At 64.9% G+C, this 22,323-nt stretch carries 15 protein-coding genes and 1 riboswitch; of the genes, 6 read left to right on the forward strand and 9 right to left on the reverse strand.

Features of this window, described 5'->3' with window-relative positions:
* Positions 1–468: 468 nt before the first annotated feature.
* From G3446_RS10290 to G3446_RS10300, 3 genes are all read left to right on the forward strand, one after another.
* Entirely contained in the window at positions 469–1,752 is a 1,284-nt protein-coding gene (locus G3446_RS10290) for an efflux RND transporter periplasmic adaptor subunit (RefSeq protein ID WP_164452746.1), read from the forward strand.
* A gap of 128 nt (positions 1,753–1,880) precedes the next feature.
* Positions 1,881–5,027: an efflux RND transporter permease subunit gene (locus G3446_RS10295; RefSeq protein WP_164452747.1), complete on the forward strand. Its 3,147-nt coding sequence runs from the start codon at positions 1,881–1,883 to the stop codon at positions 5,025–5,027.
* A gap of 207 nt (positions 5,028–5,234) precedes the next feature.
* Positions 5,235–6,722, forward strand: coding sequence for a BCCT family transporter (locus G3446_RS10300; RefSeq protein WP_164452748.1), 1,488 nt, complete (start codon positions 5,235–5,237; stop codon positions 6,720–6,722).
* A 202-nt stretch (positions 6,723–6,924) separates the two neighbouring features.
* Here G3446_RS10300 and G3446_RS10305 read toward each other — a convergent pair whose 3' ends face one another.
* The 9 genes from G3446_RS10305 to metK all read right to left on the reverse strand — a co-directional run bounded on the left by G3446_RS10305 (position 6,925) and on the right by metK (position 17,924).
* Positions 6,925–8,109: an ABC transporter ATP-binding protein gene (locus G3446_RS10305; protein WP_164452749.1), complete on the reverse strand. Its 1,185-nt coding sequence runs from the start codon at positions 8,107–8,109 to the stop codon at positions 6,925–6,927.
* 95 nt (positions 8,110–8,204) lie between these two features.
* Entirely contained in the window at positions 8,205–9,056 is an 852-nt protein-coding gene (locus G3446_RS10310; protein WP_164452750.1) for a carbohydrate ABC transporter permease, read from the reverse strand.
* On the reverse strand, positions 9,053–9,934 hold the full coding sequence (locus G3446_RS10315; protein WP_164452751.1) for a carbohydrate ABC transporter permease: 882 nt from the start codon (positions 9,932–9,934) through the stop codon (positions 9,053–9,055). Before G3446_RS10315 ends, G3446_RS10310 begins: the two co-directional genes overlap by 4 nt.
* Positions 9,931–11,172 carry an ABC transporter substrate-binding protein gene (locus G3446_RS10320; RefSeq protein ID WP_164452752.1) on the reverse strand — a complete coding sequence of 414 codons (1,242 nt, stop codon included), beginning with the start codon at positions 11,170–11,172 and terminating at the stop codon, positions 9,931–9,933. The genes G3446_RS10315 and G3446_RS10320 overlap by 4 nt, the downstream gene beginning before the upstream one ends.
* Positions 11,173–11,370: 198 nt before the next feature.
* A complete protein-coding gene (locus G3446_RS10325; RefSeq protein ID WP_164452753.1) occupies positions 11,371–12,681 on the reverse strand; it encodes an MFS transporter in 1,311 nt (436 codons plus the stop codon).
* A 232-nt stretch (positions 12,682–12,913) separates the two neighbouring features.
* Positions 12,914–13,414: a bacteriohemerythrin gene (locus G3446_RS10330; protein ID WP_164452754.1), complete on the reverse strand. Its 501-nt coding sequence runs from the start codon at positions 13,412–13,414 to the stop codon at positions 12,914–12,916.
* Positions 13,415–14,105: 691 nt separating this feature from the next.
* The gene (metF, locus tag G3446_RS10335; protein WP_164452755.1) at positions 14,106–14,969 is read right to left on the reverse strand and encodes a methylenetetrahydrofolate reductase [NAD(P)H]; all 864 of its coding nucleotides are present in this window, start codon (positions 14,967–14,969) and stop codon (positions 14,106–14,108) included.
* A 193-nt stretch (positions 14,970–15,162) separates the two neighbouring features.
* The gene (gene ahcY, locus G3446_RS10340; protein ID WP_164452756.1) at positions 15,163–16,569 is read right to left on the reverse strand and encodes an adenosylhomocysteinase; all 1,407 of its coding nucleotides are present in this window, start codon (positions 16,567–16,569) and stop codon (positions 15,163–15,165) included.
* 22 nt (positions 16,570–16,591) lie between these two features.
* Positions 16,592–16,684: riboswitch (S-adenosyl-L-homocysteine riboswitch) on the reverse strand.
* Positions 16,685–16,733: 49 nt separating this feature from the next.
* Positions 16,734–17,924: a methionine adenosyltransferase gene (metK, locus tag G3446_RS10345; RefSeq protein ID WP_164452757.1), complete on the reverse strand. Its 1,191-nt coding sequence runs from the start codon at positions 17,922–17,924 to the stop codon at positions 16,734–16,736.
* Positions 17,925–18,128: 204 nt separating this feature from the next.
* Here metK and G3446_RS10350 point away from each other — a divergent pair, with 204 nt between their 5' ends.
* From G3446_RS10350 to gap, 3 genes are all read left to right on the forward strand, one after another.
* Positions 18,129–18,683: a thioredoxin family protein gene (locus tag G3446_RS10350; RefSeq protein WP_164452758.1), complete on the forward strand. Its 555-nt coding sequence runs from the start codon at positions 18,129–18,131 to the stop codon at positions 18,681–18,683.
* A gap of 355 nt (positions 18,684–19,038) precedes the next feature.
* Positions 19,039–21,042, forward strand: coding sequence for a transketolase (gene tkt, locus G3446_RS10355; protein ID WP_164452759.1), 2,004 nt, complete (start codon positions 19,039–19,041; stop codon positions 21,040–21,042).
* A gap of 98 nt (positions 21,043–21,140) precedes the next feature.
* A complete protein-coding gene (gene gap, locus G3446_RS10360) occupies positions 21,141–22,142 on the forward strand; it encodes a type I glyceraldehyde-3-phosphate dehydrogenase (RefSeq protein ID WP_164452760.1) in 1,002 nt (333 codons plus the stop codon).
* Positions 22,143–22,323 lie beyond the last annotated feature (181 nt).

Here is a 22,323-nt window from a genome sequence, read left to right on the forward strand (position 1 = left end):
ATGGGCCTCCATACATGGAGGCCCCGCGATGCAAGAGGAAAATCGCCGATTGGCGGAAAGAACCGTTGCAGCCATACATCCAGCATCGTCGTGCGCGAGCAAGCTCGCCGCGCCTACCCTGATGGAATCCGCGAAATCGGCCCCGTTCGCCTGACCGACGGGGCGTGTCCGAGGAAAACCTATCGCGGCGCAGCGCTCGAAATGACTCGCCCAGGGGCGGTCCTTGGCCACCACAGGCGAGGGCTTGGACTGTCGCGAGCCCCGGCCGGATGAGCACGGCGAAGGCGTTTGCGAGCGCTGCCGCCCGGTGGGCAGCGGACAAGGCGGAGCCCATGCGGCCATTGCGGGTCGCGTAGCCACATCACCATCGATCACAGTCTGTGTCGATCGGTCAGGGGGGAGACCGCCGACGCCATGCTATCCTTCTATCGCCGTTCATCAAGCAAATCACCCCCGGAGTCCTGCGCCATGCCAACTCCCGCGGTCTCTACTTCGCGGCGTCGCTCTTCCCTGCTTGAAGGAGCCAGTTTCAGCGCCGTCGTCGGAGGGCTGGCCGTTGTGGTCGGCCTGCCTGGCTGCAGCCAGGAGCAAGGCAGCCAGCCCCTTCCCTCGCCGCCCACCGTTGGGGTAATCGAGGTCGCTAAGCAGAAGGTCAATCCCTTCTTCGAGTTCGTTGGCAAAACCCGGCCGAAGGAAAGCGTCGCGCTGCGGGCGCGTGTCACGGGTTTTTTGGAGGAGCGCGCCTTCGAGGAAGGGGGCAAGGTCGAGGTCGACCAAGTCCTGTTCCGCATCGAGCCCGAGCAGTATGCGGCGACCGTTGCGCAGGCAGAGGCTGCCTTGACTGCGGCCAAGGCGACGCTGAACCAGGCGCGTGTGGACCTGGCACGCTATCGGGAGCTCGCCGAGACCAAAAACATCAGCCAGCAAAAGGTGGACGAGGCCGAGGCACGGGTGCTCGTGGAAGAGGCTGCAGTCGAGACGGCCGCGGCGGACTTGCGCAAGACCCGGCTGGACCTCGACTATACCGAAATCAAGGCGCCAATCGCCGGTCGCATCGACTTGGCCGCCTACGACGTCGGCAACCTGGTCGGTCCGGACAGCGGGGTCATGGCCACCATCAACAAGATGGACCCGCTTGACGTCACCTTCTCCATCGCCGAGACCTGGTACTTGGAGCTCGCTCGAATCGAGATTGACTCCGAGCGCACTGGCCAAGACATCGATGAATACGCCCATGTCCCGCTCATCAAGCTGCCGGATGGCACCCTCTATGAGCATCAAGGCACCTTCGATTTCTTCGACAACAAGGTCGACGAAAAGACGGGCACTGTGCTGATCCGCGCCGAGTTCCCAAATCCGGATCGGCTGCTATTGCCAGGCCAGTTCGTGACCGTCGTCGTCGAGCGCAGGGAGGCCCTGGACAAGGTGCTGGTGCCTCAGGCGGCGGTGCTGACGGATCAGGCTGGCTTCTACGTCCTACTGGTCAACAAGGATGACAAGGTCGAGAGCCGCCGCATCCAGACCGGGCAGAGGTTCGGCGCGAGCTGGGTCGTCGAGAAAGGACTGAAGCCCGGCGAGCGGATCGTTCTCTATGGCATCCAGAAGGTCCGCCCCGGCCTGTCCGTCAAACCGGAGCTGACAGCGGCGCCGAGTGTCGCGGCGACGAGCGAGGATGCCGCAGACATACCAGAGGTGGAGATCGTGCCGGAGGAAGACTCCAGCCAGGCAAGGCCGTCAGCCAGATCTGAGTAATCCCGGACGCATGCCGGCTATTTGCGTCAATGTGCCACCTGGCTGCGCGCCCTTGTGGTCAATCGCTGAGCCCGAGTCGCTTCGGACAGGCGCAACAGATCGAACGCTCACCCTGAGGGAGCCCCCTGATGCCCCTATCCAAGTTCTTCATCACCCGCCCGAAGTTCGCCTTCGTCATCTCCATCGTCATCTCGCTGGCCGGCGCCCTGGCGCTGATGGGGCTGCCCGTGGCGCAGTTCCCGGAGATCACGCCGCCGACGGTCAGCGTCAGCACCCAATACGCCGGTGCCAGCGCCGACGTGGTCGAGCAGACCGTGGCCGCTCCGATCGAGCAGCAAATCAACGGTGTCGAGGACATGATCTACATGTCCAGCAAGTCGGATAACGACGGCCGCTACAGCCTGACCGTGACCTTCGACATCGGCACGGACGCGGACATGGCCCAGGTCAAGGTCCAGAACCGTGTCTCCACCGCCCTGCCGTCGCTCCCGCAGGAGGTCCAGCGCCAGGGCGTCAAGACCGAGAAGCAGTCCACCAACATGCTGCTGATCGTCAACCTCTTCTCGCCGAACGAGACCTGGGACGGGCTCTTCCTCAACAACTACGCGACCATCAACGTCAAGGACACCCTGGGTCGCGTCGAGGGTGTTGGCAAGGCGGAGATCCTCGGCGTCATGGACTACGGTATGCGCTTCTGGCTGAAGCCGGATCGCATGACGGCGCTCGGCGTGAGCGTCGCCGACATCCAGAATGCCGTGTCCGAGCAGAACGTCCAGGTCCCGGCGGGGCAGATCGGGGGGCAGCCGGCGCCGCCGGACACCCAGTTCCAGTACACGGTCACGACCAAGGGGCGCCTCGCGGAGGTCGATGAATTCGCCAACATCATCATCCGCATGGAGCCGAACGGATCGGCGATTCGGGTCAAGGACGTCGCCCGGGTCGAGCTTGGCGCTCAGGCCTACTCGGCCGCCGGCCGGCTCGACGGCCGGCCCGCCGTAGTGCTCGCCGTCTACCAGACCCCGGATGCCAACGCCCTGGCGACCGCGGATGCGGTCAAGGCCGAGCTGGCCTCCCTGGCCGAGCGCTTCCCGGACGATGTCGAGTACGCCATTCTCTACGACACCACCAACTTCATCGCGGCCTCGATCGCCGAGGTGAAGGAGACGCTCTTCGTGGCCGTCGGCCTGGTGGTGCTGGTGGTCTTCATTTTTCTCGGCGACTGGCGCTCGACGCTGATCCCCGGCATCGCCATCCCGGTCTCGCTGATCGGCACCTTCGCGGTGCTGGCCGCGGTCGGTTTCACGCTGAACACCATCGTCCTCTTCGCGCTGATCCTGGCGATCGGCATCGTGGTCGACGACGCTATCATCGTCGTCGAGAACGTGCAGCGACTCATGGAGGAAGAGGGGCTGGATCCGAAGGCGGCCACCGCCAAGGCCATGGACCAGGTGGGCGGCGCGGTCATCGCGACCACCCTGGTGCTGCTCGCCGTGTTCGTGCCTGTGGGCTTCATGCCGGGTATCACGGGGCAGATCTACCAGCAGTTCGCCGTGACCATCTCGGTCGCGGTGGCCATCTCATCGATCAATGCGCTGACGCTGAGCCCGGCCCTCTGCTCGGTACTGCTCAAGCCCGGCCAGAAGCCGATCAAGTGGCTCGGTTGGTTCGATAGGCTCTTCACGCGACTGACCAACGGCTACACGGCCGCCGTGCGCACCACGGTCAAGGTGGCGGCCTTGGTCATGGTCGTCTACGCGGGACTGATCGGCGGCACCGTCTGGATGTTCGGCAACCTGCCGAGCGGCTTCCTGCCTGAGGAGGATCAGGGCTACTTCTTCATCGAGCTGCAGCTTCCGGACGCGGCCTCGCTGACCCGCACCGAGGTGGCGCTCGACCGGTTGGAGCAGCAGTTGCTGGAGATCCCAGGCGTGACCAACGTCATCTCGGTGGCCGGCTTTTCGCTGCTGAACAGCGCCTTTGGCTCGAACAGCGCACTGGTCATCCCGGTGCTCGCCCCCTGGGCCGAGCGCGAGGCGCCCGAGCTCCGGCTGCGTGCCATCGTCGCTAAGGCCCAGCGGATCGCCGCCGGCACCAGCGAGGCCAACGTCATTCCCTTCGTGCCACCGGCCATCCCAGGTCTCGGTAGCTCGGGCGGCTTCTCCTTCGTGCTGCAGGACATGACCGGCGGGGACATCCAGGAGTTCGCCTCGGTCATGCGCGGCTTCATCGTCGCCGCCAACGAGCATCGCGCCATCGGCAGCGCCTACAGCACCTTCCGCGCCGACGTACCCATGCTCTACCTGGAGGTCAACCGGGACAAGGTGCAGACCCTTGGCGTCGCCATGAGCGAGGTCTTCGCCACGCTGCAGGCCCAGCTCGGCTCGACCTACATCAACGACTTCAACAAGTTCGGCCGCACCTGGCGGGTCATGGCCCAGGCCGAGAGCGCCTTCCGCAACAATCCGAGCGACATCGTGCGGCTGTTCGTCCGCAGCAAGGCCGGCGACATGGTGCCCATGGCGACGCTGGCCGAGGTCGAGTCCAAGACGGGTCCGCAGATCGTCCCGCGCTACAACCTCTTCCGCTCGGCCGACATCTCCGGCAGCCCGGCCCCAGGCTTCAGCTCCGGCCAGGCCATCGCCGCCATGGAGGAGACGGCCAATGAGACCCTGCCCTCCGGCTTTGGCTACGAGTGGACCAGCATGAGCTACCAGGAGATCCGGGCCGCAGGTCAGGCGCCGATCATTTTCAGTCTAGCCCTTTTGTTCGTCTATCTCTTCCTGGTCGCCCAGTACGAGAGCTGGTCGATCCCACTGGCTGTGCTGTTGGCCGTGCCGGTCGCGGTCTTCGGCGCCCTGGGTGCGACCGGCGTCTCTGGTCTCGACGTCAACCTCTACACCCAGATCGGCCTGGTCATGCTGATTGGGCTGGCGGCCAAGAATGCCATCCTGATCGTCGAGTTCGCCAAAGAGCAGCGCGAGACCGAGGGCCTGAGCATCTATGATGCCTCCGTCAAGGCCGCCCGGATGCGCTTTCGCGCCGTGATGATGACGGCGCTGTCCTTCCTGCTCGGCATCATCCCGCTGGTGGTCGCCAGCGGCGCCGGCGCCGGCTCCCGGGTGGCGCTGGGCACCGCTGTGTTCGGCGGCATGCTCGCGGCGACCGTCGTGGGCACGCTGCTGATTCCCGTCATGTACTTCGTCGTGCAGGGGGTGCGAGAGAAGATCAAGGGATGGGTCGGGGGAAGTCCGGCACCCGCACAAGCACCCGAGTGATCGCGGGGCAGAGCGAGGTGGCCCACCAGAAGTGAGCCCAAGTTCGGGAGTTGGAACCGCAAAGGCGCCAAGGACGCGAAGAGAGCAAAAGGCGTGCTCCTAGTGCGCCCTTCAACCTCTGGTTTGTCCTGGTGGCATGCGCGACACATTGAAATCCTTTGTGCTCTTCGCGCCTTCGCGGTTTACATTCACTTTGTAGGGTATCCAATGCTCAAGAACCCGCTTCTCCTCACCGCGCTGACGCTCACGGCCCTGGTTGCCGTCTGGGGCGTGGTCGATACCCAGGGGCTCGCCAGCTTCGCGCAGGCGCAAGTGGCCCAGCAGTTCAGCAGCCGGGCCTGGTTCATCATGCTGGTGGCCAGCCTGATCCTCATCGTCCTGCTCTGGCTCGCCTTCTCGCGGTTCGGGGACGTGCGGCTGGGCCGCGATGAGGATCGCCCCGAGTTCTCGACGGTCAGTTGGCTGACCATGCTGTTTGCCGCCGGCATGGGCGTCGGCCTGCTCTTCTACGGGGCGGCCGAGCCCCTGACGCATTACCATGTGATCGAGCAGCATCTGAGCCCCGGGGTGGCGGCCGGTTACGCCATGGTGGTGACGAACTTCAACTGGGCGCTACATGCCTGGTCCATTTATGCCATCACGGCATTGGTGATCGCCTATTTCGCCTACCGCAAGGGGCGTGCGGGCCTGATCGGCACGCCGATCCGTTACACCTTTCGTCGCGGACGCTGGGTGGCGCCGCTCGCCTGGATCGCCGACCTCCTGGGCATCTACGCCATTGCGATCGGTCTGGCCGGGTCGATTGCCATCGGCGTATTCCAGGTCCAGGGCGGTCTTCAGAATCTGCTCGGGCTCGAGAACGCGGCCGGCTGGCTCCAGTATCCCGTCTTCGCCCTCCTGTGCCTGGCCTTCCTGGTGCCCCTGACCGTCGATCTCAGCAAGGGCATGGCCCGGCTGTCCAACGTCGCCATGGCGATCGCGGTCGTCCTCATGGTCTATCTGTTGCTCATGGGGCCAACCCACTTCCTGATGGACGGGATCGTCGACTCGCTGGGCGGCTATCTGTCCGGCCTGGTGCGTCAGAGCTTCGCGACCTTTCCCTTCTTCGGTCAGGAGTTCGAGCAGTGGTTTCACGACTGGACCCTGAACTACATGGTGTGGTGGATCGCCTGGGCGCCCTTCGTCGGCGTCTTCGTCGCGCGCATCTCACGCGGGCGCACGATCCGTGAGCTCATCTTGGGCGTCGTGCTGATTCCGAGCCTCTTTTCGCTCTTCTGGTTCGGTGTCTTCGGCGGCATCGGTCTGTACGGCGTCATGCACACGGATCTGCCGATCCTCGACGTAGCCATCAACCAGCCCGAGAACACGACCTTCTTCGTCCTCGACGCGGCCCCGCTCAGCTCGGTGACCGGGGCGCTCACCGTGGCCGCCGCCTTCCTGTTCCTGGTCACCAGCGTCGTCAGTGCCGCCTTCGTGCTCTCCATGTTCTCGACCGGCGGCAATGAAGACCCGCCCGTTCGCATCAAGCTCATCTGGGGCGTGATCCTGGCCGCACTCGGGCTCGCCATGATGCTCACAGGCGACGTCGGAACCGTGCGCGCCATCATCGCGCTCGGCGCCATGGCATTCGTGTTCATCCTGCCGATCCTCGTCGTCGCCTTTTTGAAGACGCTCAAGCAGGAGGAACGGCCATGAGCTGGGCCAATCTGATCGACACGGTGCTGAACGTCATCGTCTTCGCCTTCATCGGTGCGCTGATTTGGCTCTATGTCCGAGACGAGGGAGAAACCTGACCTATAGGAGGCGACCAAGGCCCCAGCCGCCTACCCTCTTCCCCAAGGTCCGCGCGCCGCCTGGCTATCGCCCCACATACCGAGTCACCACTCCGGCGGAGTCCTCACGCACACGCAGCGGAGGGCGACTCGGGCCAGCGTCCGAGCTCGGAGCCGCCCCGGAGGTTGAGGCCAGTTTCCGGATGGAAGAGATGGAGCCCAGGCAGTTCGAGAGCGAACCGAAGGGACTGCGCTTCGCGCACCGGCTCGCTCGGCTCCAGCCTGGCGATGATCCGAACGCCCTCGCCCTTGGCGCCGACCTTCTGCAAGGCCGGTGGCAACTCCGTTCCGACGTCGCCGAGGTCCAGGTGGACGTAGAGGTCCGAGCCAAGCCACTCCACGAGATCGACTCTTCCATTCAGGGTCGCGCCCGATTCCGCGACGCCAGTCGGCACCAGCGACTCAGGTCGGATGCCGACCGCCAAAGGACCGTTCGGCACCTGGATCGCCGCTCGCTCCTCGGCGGACAGCGACACCTCTGCAGTCGGCAGGCGCAGCCGGTCGTCATCGATGACACCGGGCAGCAGATTCATCGGCGGCGTGCCGATGAAGCCGGCAACGAAGAGATTCGCCGGCTGCGCGTAGAGCGCGCGCGGCGTCCCGACCTGCTGGACCTCGCCGCCGCGCAGGATGGCGACGCGGTCCCCCAAGGTCATGGCCTCGGTCTGATCGTGGGTGACATAGACGGTCGTCGTGCCCAGCCGGCGCTGCAGACGCGCCAGCTCGGCGCGCATCTGGCCACGGAACTGGGCATCGAGATTGGAGAGCGGCTCGTCGAGCAGGAAGACCTTGGGCCGCCGCACCATGGCCCGCCCCATGGCGACGCGCTGACGCTGGCCACCGGACAGGGTCTCCGGCTTGCGATCCAGCAGGGCGGAGAGGCCGAGCAGGTCCGCAACCTCGCGAACCCGCGCCTCCGCCTCAGCGGACGGCAGCTTGGCGAGCTTGAGCGGAAAGGCGATGTTCTCGCGCACGCTCATGTGCGGGTAGATGGCATAGCTCTGAAAGACCATCGCCATATCGCGATCCTTGGGATCCACACCGCGCAGCGAGCGCCCGTCCAGCCGCAGATCCCCGCCGCTCATCGCCTCCAGCCCCACGATCATATTGAGCAGGGTCGACTTCCCGCACCCAGAGGGCCCCACCAAGATGAAGAGCTCACCGTCATGAATGGTGAAAGACGCATCCCGAACCGCAACCGTCCCATCCCCAAACGCCTTCGTCACCCCCTCCAAGACAATCTCAGCCATTCCACCTCCATCGAAGCACACTCAAGCCGCGCACCCGCCCACTGACCACTGACCACTGACCACTGACCACTGACCACTGACACCTGACACCTGATTCAACCCTTCACCGCCCCCGCCGTCAGCCCAGCAACGATCCGCCGCTGAAACAGCAGTATCAAAACAACCACAGGAATCGTCACGATGACCGAAGCCGCGGCGATCGACCCCGTCGGCTGCTCGAAGCGCGAGGCGCCGGTGAAGAAGGCGATGGCGGCCGGGACGGTGCGCGAGCTGGTCGTCGAGGTCAGCGCGGCGGCGAAGAGAAAGTCGTTCCAGGCGAAGATGAAGACCAGGATGGCCGAGGCGAAGACGCCGGGCGCGACCAACGGCAGGATGACGTGCCGAAAGGCCCCCAGGCGCGTCGCGCCGTCGACCCGAGCGGCCTGCTCCAGCTCCCAAGGGATCTCGCGAAAGAAGGCGGAAATGGTCCAGATCGCCAGCGGCAGCGTGAGGGTGATGTAGGGGATGATGAGTCCCAGCCAGGTGTCGAAAAGCCCCAGCAGGCGCCAGAGGTCGAACAGCGGGCCGATGATGGCGATGGGCGGAAACATGGCGACGGCGAGGGCCCCGACCAGAACCGCCTGGCGGCCCGGAAACCTCAGCCGCACGATCGCATAGGCCGCCAGGGTCGCGAGCGCGACCGAGATGAGCGTCGCGATCAGCCCGATGCCGAGGGAGTTGCCCAAAGCCGCCGGGAACTGAGGATCGCGGAAGACGGCCGCGTAGTGCTCCAGGCCGATCGCGCGCGGGAAGAAGCGCTGATCGGTGAGATCCCCCGATGGCTTGAGGGAGAGCGAGGTCAGCCAGACAACCGGCAGCAGTGCATAGCCGATGAGAATGACCAAGGTGAAGCGCCAGAAGACGCGCTCGACCAAGGTGCCCTCATCCTTGGGTCGGCCTGCGCTCATCCCTGCCGCCCCCCACGGCCCAGCGCGCCGGCCCCGAGCAGACGGACGTAGAGGAGCGCGATGAGGATGGTCCCGATGAAGATCATCACGGAGACGGCCGACCCCAGCCCCAGATTCAGCCGGGCAATCAACGCCTGGTAGGCGACGATGGAGACGGTCTCGGTATCCTGGGCGCCGCGTGTCTGGACATAGACGGTGTCGAAGATGCGGAAGGCATCCAGGGTCCGAAACAGCAGCGCAACCAGGATGGCCGGCTTCATCAGGGGCAGCGTGATGTGCACCAGCCGCTGCCAGGCGCTGGCCCCGTCGACGCGCGCCGCGCGGATCAGGTCCGGCGGCACCAGGGTCAGACCGGCGAGCAGGAGCAGGGCGACGAAGGGCGTGGTCTTCCAGATCTCGGTCGCAATGATGACCACGAAGGCCGACCAGCGCTCCGAGAGCCAGGCCTGATCCAGCCCGAGCAAGGCGTTGACGAAGCCGGTCGTGGGGTCGAAGGCGAAGCGCCAGCCGAGCGCGGCGACCACGGTGATGATGGCATAGGGCACCAAGGAGGCGGTGCGCAGGGCGATGCGGCCGACCAGGGCACGATGCATCACCAGCGCCAGGCCGAAGCCCAGCAGCAGCTCGACGGCCACGGAGCCAGCGGTGATCAGAAGGGTGTTGAAGAGCGAGCGCCACCAGACCTCGGAGGTCAGCACGCTCGCGTAGTTGGCCAGCCCCACGAAGGCCTGCTGATCGGGAAAGCGCAGGTCATAGCGATGTAGCGAGAGCCAGACGGCGTAGGCGATCGGATAGGCGGTCACCAGGAGCATCGCGAGCACCGCGGGCGCGCACAAGAGCCAGCCGAGACGGCGCTCGTCCAAGACCTGGCGGCTCATAGCAGCCCCTCCGAATGCAGGGCGCGCTCCACCGCCCGCCGCAGGCGGTCCACATCGCGCTCCGGGGCGATGTCGCGCAGCGGGTGCAGGGTGCGGCTGATGGCGATGGAGATGTCGCTGTAGACGGGCGTGGGCGGGCGTTGCACCGCGTCCGCCAAGGTCGTGCGCAGGACGTCCGCAAAGGGGAAGATGGCGCGGACCTCGGGGTCGTCATAGAGGGCGGAGAGGGTCGGCGGCAGCCCGCCCATGCGCGCGGCCAGGCGCTGACTATCCTCGGAGACCAGGCAGGTCGCCGCCTCGAACGCCAGCTCGGGATGACGGCTGTTGGCGCCGACCCCGATGTTGATGCCGCCGATGGTGACGCGGCTCTTCAGCGCCGGGGCCAGGGCCGGCCAGCGCGCCCAGCCCATGTGGTCGGCGACCTCGGGGGCGTTGGCCTGTGCGCTCGGCCAGACATAGGTGTAGTTGAGCATGAAGGCCGAGCGGCCGCTCTCGAAGGCGAGCCTGCACTGGTCCTCGCGGCTGCTCGCCAGAGAGGAATCGGACGCCGGGGAGCGCGCCAGACGCCGCATGACCTCGAGGGCCTTGCGCGTGGGCACCGGCTCGAGCGAAACCCGCTCGCCGCTCTCGTCGAGAACGGACCCGCCAGCGGAGGCCAGCAGGGAGACGAAGAAGACGGTCAGCCCCTCGTAGCGCTCGCCCTGCGCCTGGATCAGACCGCCCTGCCCGATCGACTCGGCCTGATCGATCATGGCGTCCCAGGTCAGCGGCAGCGTCGCTACCCGGTCGGTGCGGTACCAGAGGAGCTGCGTATTGGTGGTGAAGGGGGCGGCCCAGAGACGGTCCTGGTAGGAGCCGCTGGCCACTGGCCCCGCAATGCGCCCCGTCAGCACGGAGCGCGCCTGCGCCTCCGGCCAGGGCAGGACCCAGCCGGCCTCGGCGAGCTCCGCCGTCCAGATGACATCCATCCCGATGAGGTCGATGTCCGTGTCTCCGGCGGCCAGACGCCGGACCAGGAGCTCGCGCTGAAGGTCGGCGTCGGTCGGGAGATAGGCCAGATCCAGCTGGTAGCGCCCCTGAGACGCTGCCGTGCAGCGTCGAGCGGCCTCTTCGAAAGCACCCGACTGCTCCTTGAAGACGTACCAGCGCAGGGTGGGCGGGCCCTCGGGCTGCGGGCGCTCGCAGCCCAGGAGCGCGAGCGTGATCAGGGCGAGAAGGAGATGGGGCCGTGCCGGCATGGCTCGGCACTATCCTGCGCCGCAAAGACCTGCCCGTGCGTAGGGTGGACAAGCACAGCGCAGTCCACCGAGGGCGCTGGTGGACCGCGCTGTGCTTGTCCACCCTACGACGCTTGAGGCAGGGTCGATGCAGACGCGCGATTCGAGCATGGCATGACCTTAGGTGGCCTGGGCACAGCGGTCAACCTCCCGCGTGGCTCAGTCGGCGGTCGCCATGGCCGGCGTCGAAAACCGCAGCCGCACCAGGACGCAGGCGAAGAAGAGCAGGATGTTGATGGCGCCGACGAGCACGAAAGGTGCCCTCGGGTCGATGGCATCGAAGATGCGCCCGCCAACGGCGGTGATGAGCAGGATGCCGATGGCGCCGGCGACATTGAAGGCACTCAGCACGGAGCCGCGCTTGTCGGCGGGGGCCTCCTGCCCGATCAGCGACTGGGCGCCGAGATAGACGCTGATCTGGCCGATGCCGAGCAGAATGTAGAAGATAAGCCCGCTCCCCGGCGTGGGCTCGACCAGCCAGATCACGGCGATGTTGCCGATGGCGGCCAGCACCATCGACAGCGCCAAACCGCTGACGCGATCCATGCGGTCCATGATGGGTCCCAGGATCGGCGCCCACACCAGCGCCGCGATCTGCGCGATGACGAAGATGATGGTGCCGTTCTTGACCGCCTCGGCGGTCTCCATCCCAGCGGCCAATCCCGCCATTGTCCCCCAAAGGATGAGGAAGGTCGCGTTGATCGACTGATCGCCGCGCGCGATGAAGGCCGCCGCATAGGACAGCAGCACACGCGGATTGCGGGCGTACTTGAAGCCGCTCAGGAAGAGGTCGCGCACGTTCGGTCGCTCCTCGCGCCGCACCGGGGTGCCCTTCTGCAGGCCGAGGAAGACGATGACGGCGATGGTGATGGCGAGCGCCGCAACGGCGTAATGGGTGTAGTAGCCCGCCTGGACGCCATCCATGCCGCGCTGGGTCAGGGCATCGGGCAAGGCACCGAAGCCCTGATTGGTAAAGACGATGCCCAGTCCGCTCAGCAGACCGACGATGGCGACCAGCTTGCCGCGCGAGCGCTCGGCCGGATAGTCGGCCAGCACGGTCGACAGCCCGCCGGCAATGGTGACGACGCCCAGGGCGTAGACGAAGCGGTAGGCGTAGAGATCATCGACGCCGGCGGCGTGCGGATAGAGCCAGTAGGTCGCGCCCAGGAGCGCGAAGCCGAGCGCGAAGATGGTCCTGCGACCGATGCGGTCGACCAGGATGCCCACCGGGATGAAGAAGGCCAGGGTGACGATCTCGGTCCAGAACACCAGGTCGCCGCTGATGGTGCCCTGCTCCGAGGTCGGGATGCCGAGGTGCTCGTTGAGGATGTAGGTCTGACCGATGGAGATGAATGTCATCAGGCCGATGGAGAAGAAGGCACCGAGCATCAGGGTCCAGCCCTGCAGTCGCGTCACCGTCGGAGCGAGATGGATCGGGCCGATCCGATAGGTTCGGTCAAGGTCAGACATAGGGGCTGGTCTCTGGGCCGTTGGCCCTGTGGTTCTTGGATGGATAGCGTGAAGGACGCGATTATTCCATCAGTTGCTCGCCACGCCTACTCGACGAGGCGGAATCAGAATATCCGCGATGCGGCGGCCACATGGCTCGGGCTGTCCGTCGCGCGACGGCACCACCCGAACGGACGACACCAGGAGCCACCCCCGCCCTTTTAGAGACGGCTGGAGCGGCGCAGTCCTCCCTCTAGCGGTGCCTGCCGGAGGAGGTCATGAATTGCCACAGGCGACGCCCCGGGGATAGGTGCGGCGAGCTTGCGATCACCCCCTTCTCGAGGAAGAAGGGCGCATAGCTCATGTCCTCGCTCATGATGTGCCGCATCAGCCACATCTTGAGGAAGGGCAGCAGCTCGAAGCTCAGGCCCTTCTGACCCGTCAGAAGCTTGTCCTGCAACGTCTCGACCTCGTGAATCAGCTCCTGATGACGGTCCTTGTGCTCCTCGTAGCCGGGATAGCCCAGGACCCGCATCAGGCTTTCTTCCACGGCAAAGTGGATCTTGGTGTAGTCCACCAGATCCTTGAGAATCGCATTGGTCACATCACTGCCATGGTCGACGTGAATGGCCTCGTTGATCTGATTCAGCAGATCCACGAGCACGCGATGCTGATCGTCGATCTCCTGGATACCGACGCTCAGGCTTTGGGTCCATTCGACCAATGGCGCCACAGTTTCGTGATGCTGACTCATTCCTAGCCCCCCTCCAAAATCTTGTCCTCGGCTGGACCTTTGCGAACGAAAAACGATTCGAGCCAGGAGGTGCGCGCAGCACGGGGAGACGCGCGCCATCTCCTTTCGAATTCGAGATATCCACCCTCTCGGCTCCAGGGGCAACATCGAGACCCGAGCCCATCGACGGGGCATTGGCAGACTCGAAAGGGCGCTTGACAAAGTTCGTCGGCTACCGCCGAAGGTCGCTATGACCGAGCATGGGACCAAGCTCACGAATCGCGTCCCGGAAGGGAAGAATCCGCCAAACGGCAGCAGCCGACAACAGGATCTGCAGCCGGGCATATGGTCGACCCTGCCTCGATCATGGTTTCGCCCGGCCATCTTCCGAGCATGGACAAGCGCTGTCCAGCGACGCCGACGTGGGACTCGCTCGCGCTCGTCCACCCAGTCCCACTGACGACCAAGGTCCTCGGTCACGCGCATTCGACGGGGCGGATCTGGCGAGGATGCTGACACCCAAGCGCCCTGAGACGACAGGTCGAGGATAGCGGACAGAAAAAAAGCCGCTCGAAGGAGGTGAGCGGCTTTAAAAGGAGGAGTGGATGATTTCGCGGTTGAAAGGCTATCAACCCCTGTCACCTAACGGACATGCGAATTCGCAATCCGGCCAAAATACCACCCAACCGTGTACAACTCGTTCTTTGCCGGCTCAGCCAGGCGTCGGCAGGCCAAGCTCCTCCCAGAGGCGCAGCACGGGCTTCGATTGATTCATGGTGTAGAAGTGCAGCCCTGGCACGCCGCCGTCGATGAGCTGGCGACAGAGGTTGAGCACCACCTCGTGACCAAAGGCACGAATACTCTCCACATCATCGCCATAGCCCTCCAGTCGGCGACGGACCCAGCGCGGGATCTCCGCCCCGCAGGCATCGGAGAAGCGTGCCAGCTGGGTGTAGTTGCTGATCGGCATGATGCCCGGCACGATGGGCAGATCCAAACCGGCCCTAAGGCAGGTCTCGACGAAGCCGAAGTAGGCATCCGCATTGTAGAAGTACTGCGTGATGGCACCGTCGGCGCCCGCCGCGACCTTGCGCTTGAAGTTCGCGAGATCACGCGCCGGACTGCCGGACTGCGGGTGATATTCCGGATAGGCGGCGACCTCGATGAAAAAGGTCTCGCCAAACTCCGCGCGCACGAAGGACACCAGCTCGTTGGCATAGCGAAAGTCCCCGCCATGGCCGCCTCCCATTCCTGAGGGCATGTCCCCACGCAAGGCGACCAAGCGGCGGATGCCCTGATCTCGGTAGCGGGTGAGAATGTCCCGCACTTCATCGCGGGTGGAGCCGATGCAGGCAAGATGCGGCGCCGTGTCGATGCCTTGGCCGCAGAGCCAGTCGACAGTCTCGAAGGTGCGCTCACGGGTCGAGCCCCCGGCGCCATAGGTTACGGAGAAATAGCGCGGCCCGACGGAGTTGATGCGCGCGATCTCGCGCTTGAGCTTCTCCATGCCCTCCGCCGTCTTGGGCGGAAAGAGCTCGACGCTGTAGATGGGCAATCGATGGGTGTCAGTCGACATATTGAGCCTCCAGCCTCCAGGCGCCAGCGGCCAGCAGCACGAGCGGCTGCCTGGCTCACCGCTGGCGACTGGAGACCCAGCTAGTCATCTGCCCCCCGCAGACCGACGGTCCGAGGGGAGCCTCGATCCCAGCACTTCAGCCACGTGCCAGAGGGCACCGGCCGAAGGCTGGCCGCTGGAAGCTGGCGGCTCCCTAGTACCGATAATGCTCCGGCTTGTAGGGACCCTCGACACTGACGCCGATGTAGGACGCCTGAGACTCCGTGAGCTTGGTCAGCTTGGCGCCGATCTTGCCCAGGTGCAGCCGCGCGACTTCCTCGTCGAGGTGCTTCGGCAGCACATAGACGCCGATCGGATACGCGTCCGGCTTGGTGAAGATCTCGATCTGAGCCAGCACCTGGTTGGTGAAGCTGTTGGACATGACGAAGCTCGGATGGCCGGTCGCGCAGCCCAGATTCACCAGACGTCCCTGGGCGAGCATGATGATGCGCTTGCCGTCCGGGAAGATGATGTGATCGACCTGGGGCTTGATCTCTTCCCACTGGTACTTGCTGACGCTGGCGATATCGATCTCGTTGTCGAAGTGACCGATGTTGCAGACGATGGCCTGGTCCTTCATGGCGGCCATGTGGTCGTGGGTGATGATGTCCTTGTTGCCGGTCGTGGTGACGAAGATGTCGGCGATCGGCGCGGCATCTTCCATGGTCACGACGCGGAAGCCCTCCATCGCCGCCTGCAGGGCGCAGATGGGGTCAATCTCGGAGACCCAGACCGTGGCGCCGAGCCCGCGCAGCGACTGGGCGCAGCCCTTGCCGACGTCGCCATAGCCGCAGACCATGGAGATCTTGCCGGCGATCATGACGTCGGTCGCGCGCTTGATGCCGTCGACCAGCGACTCGCGGCAGCCGTAGAGATTGTCGAACTTGGACTTGGTGACCGAGTCGTTGACGTTGATGCCGGGGAAGAGGAGCGTGCCCTCTTTCGCCATCTCGTAGAGGCGATGCACGCCGGTGGTGGTCTCCTCGGTCACGCCCTTGATGTCGTGGGCGATCTTGTGCCAGTGCTCCTTGTCCTTGTCGAAGGTGCGGTTGAGCACCCCAAGCACGGCCGTCCATTCCTCGTTGTCGTCGGCAGTAGGAGCCGGAATGGCGCCGGCCTTTTCGTACTCGACACCCTTGTGGACCAGCAGCGTCGCATCGCCGCCGTCGTCCAGGATCATGTTCGGACCCTTACCGTCCGGCCAGTTGAGCACCTGCTCGGTGCACCACCAATACTCCTCCAGGGTCTCGCCCTTCCAGGCAAAGACGGGGATGCCGCGCGCGGCCATGGCCGCTGCCGCATGATCCTGAGTGGAAAAGATGTTGCAGGAGCACCAGCGCACCTCGGCACCCAGCTCGACCAGGGTCTCGATGAGGACCGCGGTCTGGATGGTCATGTGAAGACTGCCGGTGATACGGGCGCCCTTGAGCGGCTTGGATGGGCCGTACTTCTCGCGCAGTGCCATGAGACCGGGCATTTCGGTCTCGGCGATGTTCAGCTCCTTGCGGCCGAAGTCGGCCAGGGAAATGTCAGCAACCTTGTAGTCGGTAAACTCACTCATGGTTAATCAGCTCTCGATGAATCGTGAGTGAGCGCCGTTTGGACAAAATGGACCCACTCGCGCCGAGCCTGGCCCGATCTCCAGCGGAGATGGGGTTGCAACGCTCCTCGGCGTGGGGTTGATCGCAATGGACCCAAGAAGGTCCGCCGCGTCATTCGGGGGGATTAGATGCCAGCCGCCTCCTTCAGCATCTGCGCCTTGTCGGTACGCTCCCAGGTGAAGCCGGACTCGGCACGGCCGAAGTGGCCATAGGCTGCGGTGTCCTGATACTTGATCAGCTCGCGGTTGGTGAGGTCCAACATGCGCATGATGCCGAAGGGGCGCAGATCGAAGTGGGCGCGGACCAGCTCAATGATGCGCTCCTCGCTCACGCGGGCCGTGCCGAAGGTATCGATGGACACAGAGGTCGGCTCGGCGACGCCGATGGCATAGGACACCTGGATCTCGCACTTGTCGGCCAGGCCGGCGGCGACGATGTTCTTGGCCACGTAGCGCCCGGCATAGGCCGCGGAGCGGTCGACCTTGGACGGATCCTTCCCGGAAAAGGCGCCGCCGCCATGACGGGCCATTCCGCCATAGGTGTCGACGATGATCTTACGGCCGGTCAGACCGCAGTCGCCCACCGGGCCGCCGATGACGAACTTGCCGGTCGGGTTGATGTGGTACTTGGTCTCGGCCTTCAGCCAGCCGGTCTCGCCCAGCACGGGCTTGATGACCTCTTCCATGATGGCTTCGTGCAGGACGCTCTCGCTGACGTCTTCGCTGTGCTGCGTGGAGAGGACCACGGCGTCCACGGCGACCGGCTTACCGTCGCTGTAGCGCATGGTGATCTGCGACTTGGCGTCCGGGCGCAGCCACGGCAGGGTCCCATTCTTGCGGACCTCGGCCTGACGCTTGACCAGGCGGTGCGCATAGTCGATGGGGGCCGGCATCAGCATGTCGGTCTCGTTGGTGGCGTAGCCGAACATCAGGCCCTGGTCGCCGGCGCCCTGCGCCTCTTCGGACTCGCGGTCGACGCCCTGGTTGATGTCCTTGGACTGCTCGCCTAGCGCGATGAGCACGCCGCAGTTGTTGCCGTCGAAGCCGCACTCGGAGTTGTCGTAGCCGATCTCCTTGACGACACGGCGCACGACCGACTCATAGTCGATCTTGAGGTCTGCGTCGGTGACCGTGATCTCGCCGGCGAGCATGACGAAGCCGGTTTTCACCAGGGTCTCGCAGGCAACGCGTGCCTTGGCGTGGTTGGGATCGCGGCGATAGATCTCATCCAGAACGGCGTCGGAGATCTGATCGGCCATCTTGTCCGGATGGCCCTCGGAGACGGATTCGGAAGTAAAGATGTAGTCCTTGCTCATAAGGTATGAGGCCTGGTCTGGGCACGATATCGCGCGTTGATGAAGCCAACCATGATAGCGGCTCCGCTCATGCCTTCAAACCCGCTGAGATCAAGGGGCTCGGCCGATCGAGTCGAGTCGAGAAAACATGGGACTTGGAATCGGCGGCGCTTCCGGTACCATGCCGCGATCAGTGTAACCAAGCAAAGAGCTCGGAGGTTCTGTATGGCTGCGGAGACACCAGTTTGCGATTTCGGCGCCCCAGCGCCGGACTTTTCCCTGCCCGGCGTCGATGGCAAGACTCGGACCCGCGACGACTGCAAGGGCGAGCGCGGCCTTCTGGTCATGTTCATCTGCAACCACTGCCCCTATGTCCAAGCGGTGCGCGACCGCCTCGTACGCGACGCGCGTGAGCTGGCCGAGCTGGGCATCGGCTGCGTCGCCATCAGCTCGAACGACGTCGCGGACTATCCCGAGGACTCCTTCGACAACATGAAGCGGGTCGCGCAGGAGTACGCCTTCCCCTTCCCCTACCTCTACGACGAGAGCCAAGAAGTCGCCAAGGCCTACGGCGCCGTCTGCACCCCGGACTTCTTCGGCTACAACGCCGACCTGGGCCTGCAGTACCGCGGCCGCCTGGACGCCAGCCGTAAAGAGGCCGCGGCGGCCGACGTGCGACGGGACCTCTTCGAGGCCATGAAGCAGGTCGCGGAGACCGGCAAAGGCCCGAAAGACCAGATCCCAAGCATCGGCTGCTCCATCAAGTGGCGCGGCGAATGACGCCCTAGCGAGAAAAAGGTGACGAAAATGCTGGCCATTTCCGCCGCCAATTCTTAATATTAGGAAGTTATAAATTGGTTTTGGGCGGCATAAGTTTGTTTTGATTCCGGGACTTGGGTGTTTTGGTACAGAATGGCGCTCCTTTGAGGGCGCCACGACCTGGCATCGTCGTTTCAGCGGAGGCTCCCGCTTCTCGTAACGAATCCCGCGCTCAACGTGGCAGCACGCCCCACCAACCGCCTGTCGGCGCTGCGCTACGATCCGTCTCATCGATTGCTGTCTCAACGACTAACCGGCTGCCGACGGTTGCGGCCTGCGCAACATTTTTGTCACCGATAGCTTAGAGGAGGGGCTCATGTCCTCACGCAAAGAACTCGCCAACGCCATCCGCGCGCTCTCCATGGACGCGGTTCAAAAGGCCAAATCCGGCCACCCGGGCGCGCCCATGGGCATGGCGGACATCGCCGAGGTGTTGTGGAACGACTTCATGACCCACAACCCGTCCAACCCGGAGTGGGCAGACCGCGACCGTTTCGTGCTGTCCAACGGCCACGGCTCCATGCTCATCTATTCCCTCCTCCACCTGACCGGGTATGACCTGAGCATCGACGACCTCAAGCAGTTCCGTCAGCTCCACTCCAAGACCCCAGGCCACCCAGAGTACGGCTACGCCCCTGGTGTCGAGACCACCACCGGCCCGCTCGGCCAAGGCATCACCAACGCCGTGGGCATGGCCATCGCCGAGAAGGCGCTGGCCGCCGAGTTCAACAAGCCAGGCCATGAGATCGTCGACCACAACACCTACGTCTTCCTAGGCGACGGCTGCCTCATGGAAGGCATTTCGCACGAGGCCTGCTCGCTCGCCGGCGCGCTCGGCCTGGGCAAGCTGGTCGCCTTCTACGACGACAACAACATCTCGATCGACGGCGAGGTTCGCGGCCACGGCGACACCCCCGGCTGGTTCCTGGACGACACGCCGAAGCGCTTCGAGGCCTATGGCTGGCACGTCATCCCCAAGGTCGACGGTCACGACCCTGAGGCCATCAAGAATGCCGTCGAGCAGGCGCGCGCCATGGGCGACAAGCCGACCCTCATTTGCTGCCAGACCATCATCGGTTATGGCTCGCCCAACAAGCAGGGCAAGGAGGAGTGTCATGGTGCCGCACTGGGCGAGGACGAGATCGCACTGACCCGCGAGAACCTCGGCTGGAGCCATGCGCCCTTCGAGATTCCCGAGAGCGTCTACCAGGGCTGGGACGCCAAGGAGCGCGGCGCGGCGGCCGAGGCCGACTGGAACGCCAAGCTCGACGCCTACGCCCAAGCCTTCCCCGCCGAGGCCGCCGAATTCAAGCGCCGCATGGCCGGCGAGCTGCCCGCCGATTGGTCCGAGAAGTCGGACGCCTTCATCGCCTCCGTGGTCGAGAAGGCTGAGACCATCGCCTCGCGCAAGGCCTCGCAGAACGCGCTGAACGGCTTGGGCCCGCTGCTGCCCGAGCTGATGGGCGGCTCCGCCGACCTGGCCGGCTCCAACCTCACGCTGTGGAAGGGCTGCAAGGGTGTCAGCAAGAACGACGGCGGCAACTACGTCTTCTATGGCGTCCGCGAGTTCGGCATGTCCGCCATCATGAACGGCATCGCCCTGCACGGCGGCTTCGTGCCCTATGGCGCGACCTTCCTGATGTTCTCCGAGTACGCCCGCAACGCCCTGCGCATGGCCGCCCTGATGAAGGTCCCGTCCATCTTCGTCTATACCCACGACTCCATCGGTCTGGGCGAGGACGGCCCGACCCACCAGCCGGTCGAGCAGATCCCGACCCTGCGCATGATCCCCAACATGAGCGTCTGGCGCCCCTGCGACGCGGTCGAGTCCGCCGTATCCTGGAAGCTCGCGATCGAGCGCAAGGAATCGCCAAGCTGCCTCATCTTCTCGCGCCAGAACCTGGCGCACATGGAGCGCACCGCTGCGCAGATCGCCGACATCGCCCGCGGCGGCTATGTGCTGCGTGACTGCGCGGGCACACCGGACGCCATCATCATCGCCACCGGCTCCGAGGTCGAGCTGGCCGTCAAGGCCGCCGAGGCCATGAGCGACAAGGCCATCCGCGTCGTCTCCATGCCCTCGACCAACGCCTTCGACGCCCAGGACGACGCCTACAAGGAGTCCGTCCTGCCCAAGGCCGTCACCGCCCGCGTCGCCGTCGAGGCCGCGGTCACCGACGGCTGGTGGAAGTACGTCGGCAGCCAGGGCGCTGTGCTGGGCATCGACCGCTTCGGCGAGTCCGCCCCGGCCGGCGCGCTCTTCAAGGAGCTCGGCTTCACGGTCGACAACCTCGTCGACACGGTGAAAGGCGTCCTCTAGCCGCTAAGCGCCTCGGGCGGCGCTCGCCGCCCGAGGCGAGCGCTTCACTGACAACTGATCACTGACCACTGACAACTTCCTCAACAGGAGCAGCACACATGGCAATTAAGGTTGGCATCAACGGGTTTGGCCGTATCGGTCGCATGGCATTCCGCGCGATCAGCAAGGACTTCCCGGAGATCGAGGTCGTCGGCATCAACGACCTGCTCGACCCTGACTACCTGGCCTACATGCTCAAGTACGACTCGGTCCACGGCAACTTCCAGGGCGACATCGCCATCGACGGCAACACCATGATCGTCAACGGCAAGAAGATCCGTCTCACCGCCGAGCGCGATCCCGCCAACCTCAAGTGGGACGAGGTCGGCGCCGAGCTGGTCATCGAGTGCACCGGCTTCTTCCTGACCACAGAGACCTGCCAGAAGCACATCGACGCGGGTGCCAAGAAGGTCGTGCAGAGCGCGCCCTCCAAGGACGCCACCCCCATGTTCGTCTATGGCGTCAACCACAACACCTATGACGGCCAGGCCATCGTCTCGGCGGCCTCCTGCACCACCAACTGCCTGGCGCCTGTGGCCAAGGTCCTGCACGACAACTGGGGCATCAAGCGCGGCCTCATGACCACGGTCCACGCCGCCACCGCCACCCAGAAGACGGTCGACGGCCCCTCCATGAAGGACTGGCGCGGCGGCCGCGGCATCCTGGAGAACATCATCCCCTCCTCCACCGGCGCCGCGAAGGCCGTCGGCAAGGTGCTGCCCGAGCTCAACGGCAAGCTGACCGGCATGGCCTTCCGCGTGCCCACCTCCGACGTCTCGGTCGTCGACCTCACCGTCGAGCTGAGCAAGGATGCCAGCTATGACGACATCTGCGCCGCCATGAAGGCCGCCTCAGAGTCCGGCGACCTGGCCGGCGTCCTGGCCTACACCGACGAGAAGGTCGTCTCGACCGACTTCCGCGGCTGCGGCAACCCCTCGATCTTCGACTCGGGCGCCGGCATCGCGCTCGACCCGACCTTCATCAAGGTCGTGTCCTGGTACGACAACGAGTACGGCTACACCTGCAACATGCTGAGACTGGTCCAGCACGTCGCGAAGTAGGATGGGTAGAGCGCAGCGAAACCCATCAAGGCACCGGACCGACCGGCGTCGGGATGGAGCTCGCTGCGCATCCCGAAGCTGATGGGTTTCGCGGCGCTCGGATCGGCGCCAATTGCCGGTACAGAGGCAGCCGCTCTACCCATCCTACAAGCTGGCTTGGTGGACTTCGCTAAGGCTCGTC

Origin of the sequence: Thiorhodococcus minor, from assembly GCF_010820565.1 — a bacterium.
Taxonomy (GTDB): domain Bacteria; phylum Pseudomonadota; class Gammaproteobacteria; order Chromatiales; family Chromatiaceae; genus Thiorhodococcus; species Thiorhodococcus minor.

Bases quoted from the DNA above. Each gene is read 5' to 3' on its own strand.
- G3446_RS10290 (WP_164452746.1), top strand. From the start codon at position 469: ATGCCAACTCCCGCGGTCTCTACTTCGCGGCGTCGCTCTTCCCTGCTT.
- G3446_RS10295 (WP_164452747.1), top strand. From the start codon at position 1,881: ATGCCCCTATCCAAGTTCTTCATCACCCGCCCGAAGTTCGCCTTCGTC.
- G3446_RS10300 (WP_164452748.1), top strand. From the start codon at position 5,235: ATGCTCAAGAACCCGCTTCTCCTCACCGCGCTGACGCTCACGGCCCTG.
- G3446_RS10305 (WP_164452749.1), bottom strand. From the start codon at position 8,109: ATGGCTGAGATTGTCTTGGAGGGGGTGACGAAGGCGTTTGGGGATGGG.
- G3446_RS10310 (WP_164452750.1), bottom strand. From the start codon at position 9,056: ATGAGCGCAGGCCGACCCAAGGATGAGGGCACCTTGGTCGAGCGCGTC.
- G3446_RS10315 (WP_164452751.1), bottom strand. From the start codon at position 9,934: ATGAGCCGCCAGGTCTTGGACGAGCGCCGTCTCGGCTGGCTCTTGTGC.
- G3446_RS10320 (WP_164452752.1), bottom strand. From the start codon at position 11,172: ATGCCGGCACGGCCCCATCTCCTTCTCGCCCTGATCACGCTCGCGCTC.
- G3446_RS10325 (WP_164452753.1), bottom strand. From the start codon at position 12,681: ATGTCTGACCTTGACCGAACCTATCGGATCGGCCCGATCCATCTCGCT.
- G3446_RS10330 (WP_164452754.1), bottom strand. From the start codon at position 13,414: ATGAGTCAGCATCACGAAACTGTGGCGCCATTGGTCGAATGGACCCAA.
- metF (WP_164452755.1), bottom strand. From the start codon at position 14,969: ATGTCGACTGACACCCATCGATTGCCCATCTACAGCGTCGAGCTCTTT.
- ahcY (WP_164452756.1), bottom strand. From the start codon at position 16,569: ATGAGTGAGTTTACCGACTACAAGGTTGCTGACATTTCCCTGGCCGAC.
- metK (WP_164452757.1), bottom strand. From the start codon at position 17,924: ATGAGCAAGGACTACATCTTTACTTCCGAATCCGTCTCCGAGGGCCAT.
- G3446_RS10350 (WP_164452758.1), top strand. From the start codon at position 18,129: ATGGCTGCGGAGACACCAGTTTGCGATTTCGGCGCCCCAGCGCCGGAC.
- tkt (WP_164452759.1), top strand. From the start codon at position 19,039: ATGTCCTCACGCAAAGAACTCGCCAACGCCATCCGCGCGCTCTCCATG.
- gap (WP_164452760.1), top strand. From the start codon at position 21,141: ATGGCAATTAAGGTTGGCATCAACGGGTTTGGCCGTATCGGTCGCATG.